Source organism: Corynebacterium sp. AOP40-4SA-5 (assembly GCF_052377355.1).
Taxonomy (GTDB): domain Bacteria; phylum Actinomycetota; class Actinomycetes; order Mycobacteriales; family Mycobacteriaceae; genus Corynebacterium.
This window is the reverse complement of record NZ_JBQSWS010000017.1, coordinates 1-17,268: the sequence shown is the minus strand read 5'-3', so window position 1 is coordinate 17,268 and position 17,268 is coordinate 1. Positions and strand designations below refer to the sequence as shown.

General features: G+C 69.2%; 14 protein-coding genes. 9 read left to right on the top strand and 5 right to left on the bottom strand.

Translation table 11 applies throughout. The annotated features are described in order from the left end of the window. The 4 genes from sufC to ACT3S3_RS10700 are packed head-to-tail and all read right to left on the bottom strand — an operon-like array spanning position 1 to position 4,147. Positions 1-765 carry a Fe-S cluster assembly ATPase SufC gene (sufC, locus tag ACT3S3_RS10715; protein WP_444626759.1) on the bottom strand — a complete coding sequence of 255 codons (765 nt, stop codon included), beginning with the start codon at positions 763-765 and terminating at the stop codon, positions 1-3. Between the two features lie 36 nt (positions 766-801). Next, positions 802-2,004: a Fe-S cluster assembly protein SufD gene (gene sufD / locus ACT3S3_RS10710; protein WP_301442675.1), complete on the bottom strand. Its 1,203-nt coding sequence runs from the start codon at positions 2,002-2,004 to the stop codon at positions 802-804. Between the two features lie 3 nt (positions 2,005-2,007). Further along, positions 2,008-3,474, bottom strand: a complete 1,467-nt coding sequence (sufB, locus tag ACT3S3_RS10705; protein ID WP_441579381.1) for a Fe-S cluster assembly protein SufB — start codon at positions 3,472-3,474, stop codon at positions 2,008-2,010. A 1-nt stretch (position 3,475) separates the two neighbouring features. After that, positions 3,476-4,147 carry a helix-turn-helix transcriptional regulator gene (locus ACT3S3_RS10700; RefSeq protein WP_301443550.1) on the bottom strand — a complete coding sequence of 224 codons (672 nt, stop codon included), beginning with the start codon at positions 4,145-4,147 and terminating at the stop codon, positions 3,476-3,478. 190 nt (positions 4,148-4,337) lie between these two features. Between ACT3S3_RS10700 and mptB the strand changes: the two genes are divergently transcribed. The 4 genes from mptB (at position 4,338) to ACT3S3_RS10680 (ending at position 8,977) form a co-directional block, all read left to right on the top strand. Continuing rightward, positions 4,338-6,029 carry a polyprenol phosphomannose-dependent alpha 1,6 mannosyltransferase MptB gene (gene mptB, locus ACT3S3_RS10695; protein WP_444626757.1) on the top strand — a complete coding sequence of 564 codons (1,692 nt, stop codon included), beginning with the start codon at positions 4,338-4,340 and terminating at the stop codon, positions 6,027-6,029. A gap of 11 nt (positions 6,030-6,040) precedes the next feature. Continuing rightward, the gene (locus ACT3S3_RS10690) at positions 6,041-6,988 is read left to right on the top strand and encodes an ABC transporter ATP-binding protein (protein ID WP_301443551.1); all 948 of its coding nucleotides are present in this window, start codon (positions 6,041-6,043) and stop codon (positions 6,986-6,988) included. Further along, complete coding sequence (locus tag ACT3S3_RS10685; RefSeq protein ID WP_301443552.1) at positions 6,985-7,785, top strand: ABC transporter permease; 801 nt, start codon at positions 6,985-6,987, stop codon at positions 7,783-7,785. Before ACT3S3_RS10690 ends, ACT3S3_RS10685 begins: the two co-directional genes overlap by 4 nt. Positions 7,786-7,939: 154 nt before the next feature. Next, a complete protein-coding gene (locus ACT3S3_RS10680; protein WP_301443554.1) occupies positions 7,940-8,977 on the top strand; it encodes a COX15/CtaA family protein in 1,038 nt (345 codons plus the stop codon). A gap of 369 nt (positions 8,978-9,346) precedes the next feature. On the opposite strand, the gene ACT3S3_RS10675 is transcribed toward ACT3S3_RS10680, so the two are convergent. After that, positions 9,347-10,273 (bottom strand): heme o synthase, encoded by a 927-nt coding sequence (locus ACT3S3_RS10675; RefSeq protein WP_301443282.1) that lies wholly within the window; start codon positions 10,271-10,273, stop codon positions 9,347-9,349. Between the two features lie 266 nt (positions 10,274-10,539). Here ACT3S3_RS10675 and tkt point away from each other — a divergent pair, with 266 nt between their 5' ends. The 5 genes from tkt to pgl are packed head-to-tail and all read left to right on the top strand — an operon-like array spanning position 10,540 to position 17,150. After that, the gene (tkt, locus tag ACT3S3_RS10670) at positions 10,540-12,621 is read left to right on the top strand and encodes a transketolase (protein WP_444626756.1); all 2,082 of its coding nucleotides are present in this window, start codon (positions 10,540-10,542) and stop codon (positions 12,619-12,621) included. Positions 12,622-12,671: 50 nt separating this feature from the next. Beyond that, positions 12,672-13,766, top strand: coding sequence for a transaldolase (tal, locus tag ACT3S3_RS10665; RefSeq protein WP_301443284.1), 1,095 nt, complete (start codon positions 12,672-12,674; stop codon positions 13,764-13,766). Next, a complete protein-coding gene (zwf, locus tag ACT3S3_RS10660) occupies positions 13,763-15,298 on the top strand; it encodes a glucose-6-phosphate dehydrogenase (protein WP_301443285.1) in 1,536 nt (511 codons plus the stop codon). Before tal ends, zwf begins: the two co-directional genes overlap by 4 nt. Next, positions 15,298-16,350 carry a glucose-6-phosphate dehydrogenase assembly protein OpcA gene (locus tag ACT3S3_RS10655; RefSeq protein ID WP_301443286.1) on the top strand — a complete coding sequence of 351 codons (1,053 nt, stop codon included), beginning with the start codon at positions 15,298-15,300 and terminating at the stop codon, positions 16,348-16,350. Before zwf ends, ACT3S3_RS10655 begins: the two co-directional genes overlap by 1 nt. Continuing rightward, positions 16,347-17,150 carry a 6-phosphogluconolactonase gene (pgl, locus tag ACT3S3_RS10650; RefSeq protein ID WP_301443287.1) on the top strand — a complete coding sequence of 268 codons (804 nt, stop codon included), beginning with the start codon at positions 16,347-16,349 and terminating at the stop codon, positions 17,148-17,150. Before ACT3S3_RS10655 ends, pgl begins: the two co-directional genes overlap by 4 nt. The last annotated feature ends 118 nt before the right edge of the window (positions 17,151-17,268 follow it).

Genomic DNA, 17,268 nt, shown 5'->3' with positions numbered 1-17,268 from the left:
TCAGGCCTTTGCGGTGAATCGCTCGTAGCCGTGCTCCTCGAGCTCCTGGGCGAGCTCGGGGCCGCCGGACTCCACGACGCGTCCCTTGGCGAAGACGTGCACGAAGTCGGGCTTCACGTAGTTCAGGATGCGCTGGTAGTGGGTGATCATGATCAGGCCACCGTCCTCACGCTCCTTGTACCGGTTGATGCCCTCGGAGACGGTGCGCAGCGCGTCCACGTCGAGGCCGGAGTCGGTCTCGTCGAGGATGGCGAACTTCGGCTTGAGCAGGGAGAGCTGCAGGATCTCGTGGCGCTTCTTCTCGCCGCCGGAGAAACCCTCGTTGACCGAACGCTCGGAGAACGCCGGGTCGATCTCCAGCTCGTCCATGGCGGTGCGCGCCTCCTTGACCCACTGGCGCAGCTTCGGGGCCTCGCCGCGCACAGCGGTGGCCGAGGAGCGCAGGAAGTTGGCCATCGACACACCGGGGACCTCGACCGGGTACTGCATGGCGAGGAACAGGCCGGCGCGGGCGCGCTCGGAGACGTCCATGTCCAGCAGGTTCTCCCCGTCGAGCAGCACCTCGCCCTCGGTGATCTCGTAACGCGGGTGACCGGCGATGGCGTAGGACAGCGTGGACTTGCCGGAGCCGTTCGGGCCCATGATGGCGTGGGTCTCGCCGGAGTTCACGGTGAGGTTCACACCGTGGAGGATCGGCTTGGGATCCTCGTTCTCGTCCTGGGGGACGACCTGTGCGTGCAGGTTCTTGATCTCGAGAGTGCTCATTGTTCTTTCTAGTTCCTTACCGGGGTGTGGGGTGGATCAGAGGACCGTGTTGGCGAGTTCCTGCTCGACGACGTCCTCGAGGTTCTCGCGGACGCCGTCGACGGGGACGCGACGGATGACGTCGGTGAAGAAGCCGCGGATGATCAGACGGCGGGCCTCGTCGTCCGGGATGCCGCGCGACATCAGGTAGAACATGTGCTCGTCGTCGAAGCGTCCGACGGTGGCGGCGTGGCCGGCACCGACGATCTCGCCCGTCTGGATCTCCAGGTTCGGCACCGCGTCGGCACGCGCACCCTCGGTGAGCACCAGGTTCTTGTTCGTCTCGTAGGTGTCCGTGCCGGTCGCCTCCGGACGGATCAGCACGTCACCGATCCACACGGTGCGGGCCTCGGACCCGTGGCGCCCGGTCTCGCCCTGCAGCGCGGACTTGTAGAGCACGTTGGAGCGGCAGTTCGGCTCGCTATGGTCGACCAGCAGGCGCTGCTCGAAGTACTGGCCGGCGTCGGCGAAGGACACGCCCAGCAGCTCGGCGTCGCCGCCGGGGCCGGTGAACCGCACGTGCGGCACGGAGCGGACGACGTCGCCGCCGAAGGTCGCCACGGTGTGGCGCACCGTCGCGTCGCGTCCGACGAGGATGTGCGAGTTGGACAGGTGCACCGCGGTGCGGCCCCAGTCCTCCCACACCACGGTGGTCAGGCGGGCGCCGTCGCCGACGACGAACTCCAGGTTGTCGGAGTGCGCACCCTCGCCCTGGTACCGCAGCACCACGATCGCCTCGGCGTGGGGCTCCAGCTCGATGACGGTGGTGCCGTAGGTGGTCACCTCGTCACCGGAACCGGTGACGGTCACGGTGACCGGCTCGGCCAGGACGGTGTCCTTGGCGACCAGCACGTGGTCGGCGACCGGGCTGTTGACCCAGGCCTCCGCCGCGGGACGGTCGACCGGCAGGCCGGCGCGTCCGGTGCGCTCGTCGTCCATGGCGAGCTCGGAGTAGCTCACGCCGTCCTGGTCGCCGGTGTCCACGGAGATCTTCGTGCGGGCCGCCGGTGCGGCCTTGCCCGCCGAGGTGTCCTCCAGGCCACGCAGACGACGCAGCGGCGTGAACCGCCAGTCCTCGTCCTTGCCGTGCGGCACGGGGAACGACGCCGGGTCGGCCGACTGGTAGCGGTCGCCCTTCGTCGGCATGCTGTTCGCCGGGGTGACGGCGTTGTCTTCAGGGGTGGTGACAGGTGTGGTCATCGGTTAACCCACGGATCCTTCCATCTGCAGTTCGATCAGTCGGTTGAGCTCCAGGGCGTACTCCATCGGGAGTTCCTTGGCGATCGGCTCGACGAAGCCGCGCACGATCATCGCCATCGCCTCGTCCTCCTCGAGCCCGCGGCTCATGAGGTAGAACAGCTGGTCCTCGGACACCTGCGAGACCGTCGCCTCGTGGCCGAGGGTCACGTGGTCGTTGCGGATGTCGTTGTAGGGGTATGTGTCCGACCGCGAGATCGAGTCGACCAGCAGGGCGTCGCACTCCACGTTCGCCTTGGAGTGGTGCGCCTCCTTGTTGATCTGCACCAGACCGCGGTAGGCGGCACGGCCACCGGAACGCGCCACCGACTTCGAGACGATGTTGCTGGAGGTGTACGGCGCCATGTGCACCATCTTCGCGCCCGTGTCCTGCACCTGGTTCTCGCCGGCGAAGGCCACGGAGAGCACCTCACCCTTGGCGTGCGGACCGGTCATCCACACCGCGGGGTACTTCATGGTCACCTTGGAGCCGATGTTGCCGTCGACCCACTCCATGGTGGCGCCCTCCTCGGCACGGGTGCGCTTGGTGACCAGGTTGTAGACGTTGTTCGACCAGTTCTGGATGGTCGTGTAGCGGCAACGACCGCCCTTCTTCACCACGATCTCCACGACCGCGGAGTGCAGGGAGTCCGACTTGTAGATCGGCGCGGTGCAACCCTCGACGTAGTGGACGTAGGCGTCCTCGTCGACGATGATCAGCGTGCGCTCGAACTGGCCCATGTTCTCGGTGTTGATCCGGAAGTAGGCCTGCAGCGGGATGTCGACGTGCACGCCCTTGGGCACGTAGATGAACGAGCCACCGGACCACACGGCGGTGTTCAGGGCGGAGAACTTGTTGTCACCGGCGGGGATGACGGTGCCGAAGTGCTCCTTGAACAGCTCCGGGTACTCCTTGAGGGCGGAGTCGGTGTCCAGGAAGATCACGCCCTGGCTCTCCAGGTCCTCTCGGATCTGGTGGTAGACGACCTCCGACTCGTACTGCGCGGCCACACCGGCGACCAGACGCTGCTTCTCCGCCTCGGGGATACCCAGCTTGTCGTAGGTCTCCTTGATGTCGTCCGGCAGGTCCTCCCAGGTCTGGGCCTGCTTCTCCGTGGAACGCACGAAGTACTTGATGTTGTCGAAGTCGATCCCGCCGAGGTCGGCACCCCAGGTCGGCATCGGCTTGCGGTCGAAGGTGCTCAGCGCCTTGAGACGACGTTCGAGCATCCACTCGGGCTCGTTCTTCTTGGCGGAGATGTCCCTCACCACGGCCTCGGACAGGCCACGCTCGGCCGCGGCACCCGCGGCGTCCGAGTCGTGCCAGCCGTAGCCGTAGGCACCGATCGAGTCGATGATCTCGTCATCGGTCTGCGGTGCGTTCTGGGGCGCATTCTGGGGCTTGTTGTCAGGTAGTTGTGCAGCTTGAGTCATGTCAGCTCTCCTTCGTGGATGAAGGGTGGATTGTGGTCAGCGGGATGTGGGTCGTGCATATTCCGTTGCCGTCGGCGATGGTCGCCAGTGGTTGGGTGTGGTGGCCGAGGAGTTCGGTGACCACCCGGTGCTCCGCCGCGCAGAGTTCGGGGAACTCGTGGGCGACGTCCTGGATCGGACAGTGGTGGCGGCAGATCTGCACGCCGGTCGCGGCCTCGTTGACCGTCGCGGCGTAACCGCGGTCCGTCAACGCCTCGGCGATGCGTCCGGCGCGGTCCACCACGGCCCCGGGGGCGTCCCCGGACTCGTCGTCCTCCACCGACCCGAACAGTTCCTGCATGCGCTGGTCGGCGAACGCCGCGACCGCGTCGTCCCCTCCGGTCTCCCGGAGGGCCCGCAGGGCCAGGAGCGCGAGTGTGTCGTAATCATGGCCGAAACGTCCGCGTCCCGCGTCGGTCAGGCGGTACTGCCTGGCCGGGCGGCCGCGCGTGCGGCCGTTGGCCGACCGCGGGGCCTCCACGGTCTCCGCGAGACCGTCCGAGACGATGTTGTCCAGGTGCCGTCGCACACCGGCGGCGCTCAGTCCGAGCGCGTCGCTGATGTCGGTGGCGCTGACCGGACCGTTCCGGAGGATCTGCGCCAGAACTTCACGACGGGTGTCCCGTTCGCTCATGAGCTGTTCCCTCCTCGACGACAGTTGTGGCAGCGGGTCATGATTAGACAACACGAGTGTCGCGTAAATCATTCCCGTTGTCTAATAAGGGCAGGCTGACCTGTTGTTTCTCTGCTCTACCGACAGTCCTATTTTCGCAACGGCAGGGTGTCTGCCACGGTCCACGCGGCCCGACCCGTAGAATGCCGGTGTGACTCAGCCACCCCCCTCCGAGAGCCCTGTGACCGACGACCCGGCACAGGAGTCCCCGGAGCGGCGGCAGGCGGGGGGACGTGGCCTGACCCGGATGTTCGGCCTGCTGCCGAACATCGGCACCGCCGGCTCGCGCAGTGCCACCCTGCACACCACCAGCCCGGCGGCCCCCGTCCGCCGTTTCACCGGCGGTGAACTGCTGCGCCTGCGGCTCGGCGTGTTCACCGGCATCATCGGCTCGGTATTGATCGCCGTCGGCGGCGTGGGTGCCGGGGCGCTGCCCGTGGTCGGCAACACCCTGTGGTCGTTGCCGATCAGCGGATTCCTCTCCCGCATGCTGCACACCACCACCGTTGCGGTCTTCGTGGGCATCAGTCTGCTGATCGTGGGGTGGCTGCTGCTCTGGCGCTACTGCGTGCCACGGCGGGACGCCGACGTGCCGTTGCTGCCGACGGCGTCGCTGGTGCGCATCGGCGTGCTGTGGGTGCTGCCGTTGCTGGCCACCGCACCGATGTTCACCCAGGACATCTACTCCTACCTGGCCCAGGGATCCATCGCAGCCCAGGGGATGGACCCCTACTCCGCCGGGCCGGTGGACCTGCTCGGCGTGGACAACGACCTGGCCCGCTCCGTGCCCTTCGAGTGGTCGCACTCCCCCGCCCCCTACGGCCCGGTCGCCGTGGGAATGGCGGCGGTGATCTCGAAGCTCACCGGCGACGTCATCGCCCTCGGGGTGATCGCCCACCGGCTGATCTCCGTGGTCGGCGTGTTCGTGGCGGCGTGGGCGGTGGTGCGTCTGGCGCGCCGCTGCGGTGTGCACCCGCAGGCGGCGTTGTGGCTGGGCATCCTCAACCCGCTGGTCTACCTGCACCTGGTCGCCGGGGTGCACAACGAGTCGGTGATGATGGGCATGCTGCTCGCCGGCGTGGAGTGCGGCCTGCGCGCGGTGGACGCCGGCCCGGTGCCGGCCGTGCGCCGGTGGCTGTGGGGTGCGTCCGGCATCGTGCTGATCAGTGCGGCGGGCATGGTCAAGGTCACCGCCTTCCTCGCCCTCGGCTTCGTCGGCGTGGCACTGGCCCGCTACCTCGGGGGACGCTTCCGCGACCTCTTCGCCGCCGCGGCGATCTACGCCGTCGGCACGGGCGTGGTGGTCGTCGCCGTGTCGCTGGCCTCCGGGCTCGGCTTCGGCTGGATCACCGTGCAGGGCGGGGCGACCGAGGTGATCAGCTGGATGTCGGTGACCACCGACATCGGCCTGCTCACCGCGAACAGCGGCATGTGGCTGGGGCTGGGCGACCACACCGACGCCGCCCTGTCCACCGCCCGGCTGATCGGGTTGATGATCGGCGGGTTCTGGGTGGTGCGCATGCTGTGGGCGTCCTTCCGCGGACGCGTGCACCCCGTCGGCGGGCTGGGCGTGGCGACCTTCTTCCTCGTCGTCTTCTTCCCCGTGGTGCACCCCTGGTACGTGCTGTGGGCGGTGATGCCGCTGGCGGCGTGGGCCAACCGCGGCACGTTCCGGGTGGCCGTGGTGGCCTACTCGGCGATCCTGAGCTACTTCATCCTGCCGCGCGGGCTGAACCTGCCGCCGGCGACGGTGGCGGTGATGTACCTGATGTCGGCGCTGTTCTCGGTGGTGTTCATGGTGGTGGGCTGGCTGCTTTACCAACGCCGTCAGCGCAACGGATAGACTCTGGCACCGTGGTTAGCGCAGGGAAGGACGCGGGCAGCCGGGCTGCACTCCGTTTACGCGGGGTCGTCAAGAGGTACGGGGACGTCACCGCGGTGGACGGCCTGGACCTCACCGTCGGGCAGGCCGAGGTCCTTGCCCTGCTGGGCCCCAACGGGGCGGGCAAGACGACGACGGTGGAGATGTGCGAGGGCTTCCTGGCCCCCGACGAGGGCACCGTCGAGGTGCTCGGCACCGACCCCTCGCGCGACACCGACCGGCTGCGCGGACGCATCGGCGTGATGCTGCAGGGCGGCGGGGCGTACCCGGGCATCCGCGTCGGCGAGATGCTCGACCTCGCGGCGTCCTACTCCGCCGACCCCCTCGACCCGGCCTGGCTGCTCGAGACCGTGGGCCTGACCGGCCACGAGAAGTCCAGCTACCGCCGCCTGTCCGGCGGCCAGCAGCAGCGCCTCTCGCTGGCGCTGGCCCTGGTGGGACGTCCCGAGCTGGTCTTCCTCGACGAACCGACCGCGGGGCTGGACGCCCAGTCGCGCCTGGCGGTGTGGGACCTGATCACCGCGCTGCGCGGCGACGGGGTGTCGGTGGTGCTCACCACCCACCTCATGGACGAGGCCGAGGCGCTCGCCGACCACGTGGTCATCATCGACCACGGCAAGGCGGTGGCCCAGGGCACGATCAGCGAGCTCACCAGCACCTCCGACCCGCGCGTCACCGTGTGCACCGACCGCGAGCTGGACGTGGCGGCCCTGGCCGAACGGCTCGCACCGTCCGGCGCCACCGTCTCGGTGACCCGGCCCGCGCGGATCTCCGTGTCCGCGACGGTGACCCCCGCGCTCGTCGCCGAGATCACCGCCGAGGCAGCCCGCCAGGACGTGCTCGTGACCTCCCTGGAGGTCGACCAGCGCAGCCTGGAGAGCGTGTTCCTCGACATCACCGGAAGGGAGATCCGCGCATGATCCGGTCCCGTCAGACCTCCGGGCGTTTCGCCCCCGGCCAGTTCACGCCCGACCCGCACCAGGCGCCGACCGGGCGGATGCTGCTGGCCCAGGCCCGCATCGAGACGCTGCTCTTCCTGCGCCACGGCGAACAGCAGCTGCTGTCGCTGGTGATCCCGCTGGGCCTGCTCGTGGCCCTGAGCCTGATCCCCGTGGTCCCGCTGGACGACGCGGTGCAGAACGTGTACCCGATGACCGTGGGCATCGCGCTGATGAGCGCCGGGTTCACCGGACAGGCCATCGCCGTGGCCTTCGACCGACGCTACGGGGCGCTGAAACGCATCGGCGCGTGCGGCGTTCCGCGCCGCGTCCTGATCGCGGGCAAGATCATGGCCGTGGGCGCCGCGGTGCTCGTGCAGCTCGTCGTCCTCACCGCCGTGGCGCTGCTGCTGGGCTGGTCGCCGAGCGCGGCCGGCGCCCTGCCCGCGGCCCTGTTCATCCTCGTGGGCGTGGCCACCTTCACCGCCCTGGGACTGCTGCTCGGCGGGACGCTGAGCTCCGAACTGGTGCTCGCACTCGGCAACACGATCTGGTTCGTGCTCATGGGGGCCGCCGTCGTCGCGGCGATGGACACCGACCTGCCCGGCCCGGTGCACGCCGGACTGCGCGTCCTGCCGTCCGTGGCGCTGACCGACGGGCTGGTGGACGCCTCCGCCGGCACGATGAACCTGCCCGCCCTGCTCGTCCTTGCCGCCTGGGGTGTGGTGGGCGGCGCACTGGCCGTGCGGTTCTTCTCCTTCACCATGGACGACGACTGAGCCGACGACTGAGCCGTTCAGATTACGGCCGTCGCGCCCTGTAGCGATAGACTGGCACACCGTGAAGGTCTCGCAGAAACCCCAGGACGGCAGCCCGACAACCAGCACGGACCCCGGGGTCGTGCCCCGGGTGAGGGACACCACACTGGTGGCGATGCGCGACCGTGTGCAACACACCTCCAACCCGGTGAACCGGGGCTTCCTGCGCTTCTACGCCGCGATCCTCGCCCTGTGCGCGTGGTCGCCGGTGCCCACGGTGAAACGCCAGCGCCTGTACGCGATCATCCTCATGGTCTGCCAGGGCGGCATCACCTTCACCGGTTCGCTGGTGCGCGTCACCGGCTCGGGTCTGGGCTGCCCCACCTGGCCGCAGTGCCACCCCGGCTCGCTGGTGCCGGAGTCCGGGACGACCCCGGCGATCCACCAGGCCATCGAGTTCGGCAACCGGATGCTGACCTTCGTTCTCATCGTCGCCGCCCTGGTGGCCTTCCTGACGGTCCTGCGGGCGGCCCGTCGCAACTCGATCCTGCACATCGCCTTCCTGCAGGGCATCGGCATCATCGCCCAGGCGGTCATCGGCGGCATCACCGTGCACCTGGACCTGGCGTGGTGGATCGTGATGGCCCACTTCCTGCCCTCGATGGTGCTGGTCTTCTTCGCTGCGGTGATGCTCGTCAAGATCGGTGAGGACGACGACGCCCCGCGTCGCGCCACCATGCCGCGGCCGTTGCGGTGGGCCACCTGGGGTTCGGCGCTCGGCCTGGCGATCACACTGGTCACCGGCACGATGACCACCAGCTCCGGCCCGCACGCCGGCGACGAGGCGATCATGGAGGGCGACCGACTGCAGATCGCCCTGTTCGAGATCGCCAACATGCACGCCCACGCGATGTACCTGTACATGGGCATCACCATCGGCCTGCTCGCCGGCCTGCTGGCCGTGCACGTGGACCGTCGGATCAAGACCGCCGCCCTGGTGCTGATCCTGGGGATCGTGATCCAGGGCGTGGTCGGCGTGGTGCAGTACAACCTCGGTGTGCCGCGCTGGACGGTGCCGCCGCACGTCCTCGGCTCCGCGGTCGTGACCGCCGCCACGGGCCTGCTGTGGGCGATGCGCTTCCGCCGTGGCGAGGACGCCGCGGACCGCGACTACGACACCGAGGACGCCGCGGACACAGTGGACGCCTCGTAGCGTCCGGCGGTGGTCCCCGCCCATCCACACTCCCCACGGGCACGTGGCAATCCCCCCAGGTCGGTGCTACCGACCTGGGGGGGGGGTGCTCGTTGCCGGGGCCCTCCAGCCCTCTCTCGTGTCCCTCCCCGTCCCCTCCCGGTCGATGGTCAAGATGTGTGTCCGTGACCGGTACTCCACGGCCGGTCTGCGTCCGCTGATTCCGAGTAGCCCGACGTAGCTCGTGCCCACACCACGGCGCAATCACTGCATTCCGGTCCGGTCACTGCCAGTGACCGGACCGGAATGCAGTGATTGCGCCGGGCAGAGAACAACCCCACAGGGTGGTCTCTGACCGATCTGTGGGGTTGGACGCTGGAGTTGGGGCCCTTAGCGGCCGAGCATCTCGCTGACGGTCTCCAGGCCGAGGACGGCGTCCACCGACAGACCCACGAAGAGCACCGAGAGATAGTTGTTCGACAGGAAGAAGAGGTTCATCGGCTTGACCTTCACGCCCTTCTTCACCCCGTTGTGCAGCCCGTGGGCGCGCAGGATGAACCACGCACCGCTGAGCAGCGCCACCACGGCGTAGACCCAGCCGGTCGCCGGGACGAGCAGCAGCGATGTGATCACCGTCGCCCACGTGTACCAGAGGATCTGGCGGGTGACCTCGAGCGGGGGCTTGACGACGGGCATCATCGGCACGCCGGCGGCCTCGTAGTCCTCGCGGTAGCGCATGCCCAGCGCCCAGGTGTGCGGCGGCGTCCAGAAGAAGATGATCAGGAACAGCAGCAGCGCCTGGCCCCAGGACGCCCAGCCGGCGTTGAAGGAACCGCCGTTGGCCTCGGTCACGGTGGCCCAGCCGACCATCACCGGCATACAGCCGGCCGCCCCGCCCCAGATCACGTTCTGCCAGGTCCGACGCTTGAGCCACTTGGTGTACACGAAGATGTAGAACCAGATGGTCAGCAGGATGAATCCGGCGGCCAGCCACGAGTGGCACAGCAGGCCGAGCCACAGCACACTGCCTACGGTCAGCGCCCAGGCGAAGATGCGGGCCTCGGTCTTGTTCACCGTGTGCTTGGCCAGCGGCCTACGGTGCGTGCGACGCATCTTCTGGTCGATGTCGTAGTCGGCGACCATGTTGAAGGTGTTCGCCGCGGCGGCGCCCATCCACCCGCCGACCAGTGTCAGCAGGATCAGGCCGAGGTTCACCTCACCGCGCTGCGCCTGGAGCATGGACGGGATGGCGGCGACAAGCAGCAGCTCGATGACCCGGGGTTTCGTCAGCGAGATATACGCCTTGATCTTGTCCACCGGTCAGTCCGCCTCCATAAACGCCATCGTCACCGTGTGTTCCTGGTTGTCGGGACACACGGATCTGCCAAACGGACAGGTTACCCGAGCCGGTGGTGGGACCGAAAACCGCTGTCGCCTCCGGGCCTGCCGGTGATCCGCCAGTGACACGGTCGACCTCCGCCCACTACACTGGTCGGGGTTACACGGGCCGCGTCCTGCGACCAGCTGTGGTCACCGCGCCCGTGTCCTCTTTATGTCCCCCGACGACAGGAAGGCTACCCAGCGTGACACTCCCCAAGGACCTCGAAGCCCGTACGGTCCGGAAGTACCCGGACGACTGGTCGGAGTTGGACACCCGTGCGGTGGACACGGTCCGCGTCTTCGCGGCCGACGCCGTGGAGAACTGCGGATCCGGCCACCCGGGCACCGCGATGTCCCTCGCCCCCCTGGCGTACACGCTGTACCAGCGCGTCCTGCGCCACGATCCGTCCGACCACAACTGGGCCGGGCGCGACCGCTTCGTCCTGTCGGCCGGCCACAGCTCGCTGACGCAGTACATCCAGCTGTACCTCGGCGGTTTCGGCCTGGAGCTCGACGACCTCAAGGCGCTGCGCACCTGGGGCTCGAAGACCCCGGGACACCCGGAGGTCGGCCACACCGACGGTGTGGAGATCACCACCGGCCCGCTCGGCCAGGGCCTGGCGTCCGCCGTGGGCATGGCCGTGGCGTCGCGCCGTGAGCGCGGTCTGTTCGACCCGTCCGCGGCGGAGGGGACCTCCCCGTTCGACCACCACATCTACGTCATCGCCTCCGACGGTGACCTGCAGGAGGGCGTGACGTCCGAGGCGTCGTCCTTCGCCGGCACCCAGCAGCTGGGCAACCTGGTGGTCTTCTGGGACGACAACAGCATCTCCATCGAGGACAACACCGACATCGCCTTCGGCGAGGACGTCGTGGCCCGCTACGAGGCCTACGGCTGGCAGACCCTGGAGGTCAACGCGGAGGACGTGACGGGCATCCTCGTCGCCGTCGAGGAGGCCAAGGCCGACACGGTGCGTCCGACGTTCGTGCGCGTGCGTTCGGTGATCGGCTACCCGGCGCCGACGAAGATGAACACCGGTGCCGCCCACGGCGCCGCCCTCGGCGGCGAGGAGATCGCCGGGGTGAAGAAGGCCCTCGGCTTCCCCACCGACGTCGACTTCCCGGTGGAGGACGAGGTCCTGGCGCACGCCCGCGGTCTCGTGGAGCGTGGCCGCGAGGCGCACACCTCCTGGCAGGACGGCTTCGACGCCTGGGCGCAGAGCAACCCGGAGGCCGCCGCGCTGCACGCGCGCATCGCCGCCCGCGAGCTCCCGGAGGGTTTCGACGCCGAGCTTCCCACCTGGGACGACGGCGACAACCTGGCCACCCGCAAGGCCTCCGAGGCCGCGCTGCAGGCCCTCGGCGCCACGCTGCCGGAGCTGTGGGGCGGCTCCGCCGACCTCGCCGGCTCCACCAACACCATCATCAAGGGCGACAAGAGCGTGGGCCCGGAGTCCATCTCCACCGACGCCTGGTCGGCGACCCCCTACGGCCGTAACCTGCACTTCGGCATCCGCGAGCACGGCATGGCCGCGATCCTCAACGGCATCGCCCTGCACGGCGCGACGCGTCCCTACGGCGCGACGTTCCTGCAGTTCTCCGACTACGCCCGTGGCGCGGTGCGCCTCGGCGCGCTGATGAGCAGCGACGTCTACCACGTGTGGACGCACGACTCCATCGGCCTCGGCGAGGACGGCCCGACCCACCAGCCCGTCGAGCACCTCGCCGCGCTGCGCGCCATCCCGAACCTCTCGGTGATCCGTCCCGCGGACGCCAACGAGACCGCCCAGGCGTGGTCCGCAGCACTCAAGGCCCCGGCCGCTCCGAAGGCACTGATCCTCACCCGTCAGGGTGTGCCGGTGCTGGAGGGCTCGAAGGAGAAGGCCGCCGAGGGTGTCGCCCGCGGTGCCTACGTGCTCGTCGAGTCGTCCACCGAGACCCCGCAGGTGATCCTGATGGGCTCGGGCTCCGAGGTGCAGCTGGCCGTCGAGGCGGCCGCCGCGCTGGAGTCCGAGGGCATCGGCACCCGCGTCGTCTCCGTGCCCTGCATGGAGTGGTTCGAGCAGCAGGACGCCGAGTACCGCGAGTCCGTCCTGCCGTCCGGGGTCACGGCGCGCGTGTCCGTCGAGGCGGGCATCGCGATGCCGTGGAAGGGCTACACCGGTTTCGCCGGACGCAACGTCTCGCTGGAGCACTTCGGCGCCTCCGCCGACTACAAGACCCTCTACCGCGAGTTCGGCATCACCGCTGAGGCGGTCGCCACCGCCGCCCGCGACATCCTCTAACACCCCCAGAGAACCACGCACCCATTTCGTAGAAAGTTGGTTGATCACCCGTGAACCACGTCACCGAACTCGCCGCCGCCGGAACCTCCGTGTGGCTGGACGACCTGTCCCGCGACCGTCTCGACACCGGTAACCTCGCCGAGCTCATCGCCGACTCCGGCATCGTCGGGGTCACCACCAACCCGGCGATCTTCGCCAAGGCCATGTCCGTCGGCACCGCCTACGACGCCCAGGTCGCCGAGCTCAAGGCCGCCGGCTCGGACGTCTCCGCCGCCGTGTTCTCCATGGCCGTGCAGGACGTCCGCAACGCCTGCGACGTCTTCTCCGAGGTCTACGAGTCCTCCGACGGCGTCGACGGCCGGGTCTCCATCGAGGTCGACCCGGGTCTCGCCGACGACCGCGAGGGCACGGTGGCGCAGGCACGCCAGCTGTACATGGACGTCGCACGCGAGAACGTGATGATCAAGATCCCCGCCACCGAGGCGTGCCTGCCGGCGATCACCGAGGTGCTCGCCGACGGCATCAGCGTGAACGTGACCCTGATCTTCAGCGTGGAGCGCTACCGCCAGGTCATCGCCGCCTTCGTCGAGGGAATCGCCCAGGCCCAGGCCAACGGCCAGGACATCTCGAAGATCCACTCGGTGGCCAGCTTCTTCGTCTCCCGCGTGGACACCGAGATCGACCGTCGCCTCGACGAGATCGGCACCGCCGCGGCCCTGGCCGTGCGCGGCAAGGCCGGTCTCGCCAACGCCCGCCTGGCCTACGAGGCCTTCGAGTCCGAGCTGCGCCAGGACTCGCGCTGGCAGCAGCTCGAGGCCGCCGGCGCGCACCCGCAGCGTCCGCTGTGGGCGTCCACCGGCGTGAAGAACCCCGACTACCCCGACACCCTGTACGTCTCCGGCCTCGTCGGACCGGACACGGTGAACACCATGCCGGAGGACACCCTCAACGCCACCCTGGACCACGCCACGGTCTCCGGTGACACGCTCAGCGGCACCGGCGAGGACTCCCGCGAGATCTTCGCCGCCCTCGAGGACCTCGGCGTGGACCTCAAGGACGTCTTCCTCGTCCTGGAGCACGAGGGCGTCGACAAGTTCGTCAGCTCCTGGCAGGAGCTTCTCGACACCATCGGGGAGCGTCTGTGAGCTCCGAGTCACCACAGTGGGAGAATCCGCTGCGCGACGCCGCCGACCGGCGCGTCCCGCGGATCGCCGGGCCCAGCGGCCTGGTGATCTTCGGGGTCACCGGCGACCTGGCCCGCCGTAAGCTCCTGCCCGCCGTGTACGACCTCGCCAACCGGGGCCTGCTGCCGGCCGGCTTCAGCCTGATCGGTTACGGGCGTCGTGACTGGACGAAGGAGGAGTTCGAGGCCGAGGTGCTCGACGCCGTCCGCGAGCGGGTGCGTACCCCCTGGCGTCAGGCCGTGTGGGAGCAGCTCGCCGCAGGCATCCAGTTCGTCAAGGGCGACTTCGTCACCGACTCCGCCTTCGACGACCTCGCCGCGATGACGAAGAAGATGGACGAGGAGCGTGGCACCGGCGGAAACTGGGCCTACTACCTCTCCGTCCCGCCGCAGTACTTCTCCGAGGTGTGCAACCAGCTGGAGCGTTCGGGTCTCGCCGACTCGACCGACGGGTGGAAGCGCGTGGTCATCGAAAAGCCCTTCGGCCACGACGAGGAGTCCGCGACCGAGCTCAACCGGATCGTGAACTCCGTCTTCCCGGAGTCCTCGGTGTTCCGCATCGACCACTACCTCGGCAAGGAGACCGTCCAGAACATCCTGGTGCTGCGTTTCGCCAACCAGATGTTCGAGCCGCTGTTCAGCTCCGGCTACATCGATCACGTGCAGGTCACCATGGCCGAGGACATCGGCCTGGGCGGGCGTGCCGGCTACTACGACGGCATCGGTGCCGCCCGCGACGTGATGCAGAACCACCTGCTCCAGCTGCTGGCCCTGGTGGCGATGGACGAGCCGGTGACCTTCTCCCCCGACGAGCTCAAGGCCGAGAAGCTCAAGGTGCTCAAGGCCACCCGCCCGGTGGGGCCCTTCGCGCAGACGACCGCGCGTGGCCAGTACACCTCCGGGTGGCAGGGTTCCGAGCACGTCCCCGGACTGCGCGACGAGGAGGGTTTCGACCCGTCCTCGACGACGGAGACCTATGCGGCGGCGACCTTCGAGATCAACTCTCGGCGGTGGGCCGGTGTGCCGTTCTACCTGCGTACCGGCAAGCGTCTGGGCCGTCGGGTGACCGAGATCGCCCTGGTGTTCAAGGACGCCCCGCACCAGTCGTTCAGCCCGGAGCAGACCGAGGCACAGCAGTCCAACGTGCTCGTGATCCGCGTGCAGCCCGACGAAGGTGTGCTGCTGCGCTTTGGCTCGAAGGTGCCGGGCTCGGCGATGGACGTGCGCGACGTGAACATGGACTTCTCCTACTCGGAGGCGTTCACCGAGCAGTCGCCGGAGGCCTACGAGCGGCTGATCCTCGACGCCCTGCTGGACGAGGCGAGCCTCTTCCCCACCAACGAGGAGGTCGAGGAGTCCTGGCGGATCCTGGACCCGGTGCTCAACTACTGGGCCGACGCCGGACGCCCCGAAGACTACGACCCGGGCACCTGGGGCCCTTCGGGGGCCGACCGGATGCTGTCCCGACACGGCAGGAATTGGAGGCGTCCCTGATGCCATGGAAGACGTTCACCGACGCCGGCGACCACGCCGCGGTCGTCGACCTGGGAACCACCACCACACACGAGTTGACCGACCGGCTGCACCAGCTGCGTGAGGACCGGGGCGAGATCGCCACCGGCCGCGTGCTCACGCTGATCGTGTCGGTGCGCTCCGAGGAGGACCTGGACACGGTGGTCAACGCCACCGTGGACGCCTCACGTGAGCACCCGGCCCGGGTGATCTTCGTCGTGCACGACCGCTCGACCGACGAGGTCAGCATGGACGCGGCGATCCACCTGGGCGGTACCGCGGGCGCCTCGGAGATGATCCTGATGCGCCTGCACGGGGAACTGGCCGACCACGCCGACCACGCGGTGATGCCCCTGCTGCTGCCGGACACCCCGGTGGTCGTCTGGTGGCCGTTCACCTCTCCGCGCAACCCGGCGGCCGACTCCCTCGGCGCACTGGCGACCCGACGGATCACCGACAGCTTCGCCGACGCGGCGGCGGGACGCGGTGCCGAGGCGATCTTCCGCCGACGCATCGGCTACTCCCTCGGTGACTCCGACCTGGTGTGGAGCCGTATCACCCCGTGGCGCGGGCTGCTGTCCAGTGCGCTGGATCAGCGGGTCGGCGACACCTTCCTGTCCGCGGAGGTCTCCGGACCGGCGGACGACCCGGCGGTGGACATCGCCGCCGGGTGGCTGGCCGACCGTCTCAACGTGCCGGTGACCCGGTGCGCCGACGGCTCGCCGGCGGTCCCCCTCGACGACGAGGGCAAGCCGATGTCCCCGATTCAGCGCACGGTGATCACCTGCTCCAACGGGTCGGTGGAGCTCGCCGTCGTCAACCACCGCTCGGTGCGGGTGAGCACCGGCGTGGGCACGGACACCCTGGTGAACCTGGCGCGGCGTCAGGTCGGCGACTGCCTCGCCGAGGAACTGCGTCACCTGGAGCCCGACCGTGCCTTCGGCCAGGCCCTGCACGGGCTGCCGCGTGTGCGGACCCCGCGTGACGGCATGACCGCCTCGATCCCCTTCTCCGCGCAGGAGAGCACCCGGTGAGCGGCGGCAGGAACCTCGAGGTCGTCGGCTGGCAGGACGGCGACGCCCTGGCCGCCGGCGTGGCCCGCGACATCGTGGATCTCGTCGCCGGCGTCCAGCGCGACGGTGGGGTGAGCGAGGACGGTTTCGCCAGGATCGTGCTGACCGGCGGTGGCGCCGGCGGTGCGGTGCTGCGCCAGCTCGCCGCCCTCGACCACGCCGCCCGTGCGTCCGCCGACTCCTTCCCCGTCACCGCGATCGACTGGGCGAAGGTGCACGTCTTCTTCGGCGACGAGCGTTTCGTGCCGACCGGCACCACCGGTGCCACGGCGCGCAACGACGACCTGGCGCACGCCGAACTGCTCTGCCACGTCGACGTCCCGGAGGCCAACGTCCACCGCGTGGGCGTTCCCCGCGACGACGAGCCGGTCGACGGGTCCGGGTTGGACGCTGCGGCGGAGGCCTACGGTGAGGCCGTGGCCGCCTTCGCTCCGGACGGTTTCGACCTGCACCTGCTCGGCATGGGGCCGGAGGGGCACGTGAACTCCCTGTTCCCCCACACCGCCGAGCTCTCCCCCGCCGCGGGCACCTCCGTGGTGGCGGTGCGTGAGTGCCCGAAGCCGCCGTCGGAGCGGGTGTCGTTGACCCGTGAGGCCATCGCCACCGCCTCCGAGGTGTGGCTGCTGGTCACCGGCGAGGCCAAGCGGGAGGCGGCCGGCGAGGTCGTCTCCGGTGAGGATCCCGCCCAGTGGCCGGCGGCCGGGGTGTCCGGTTCGCGCCGGACCGTGCTGCACGTCGACGCCGCCGCGGACCCGCGCTAGCGGATTCCTCCGGTTGGGCCCACCAGGTATCGTGCCTGGTGGGCCTTCTTTTGTGCACCCTGTTCGAACACGTGCGCGTTTCATGTCCGGGCCCTGGTATACACTTCGTCCAACAAAC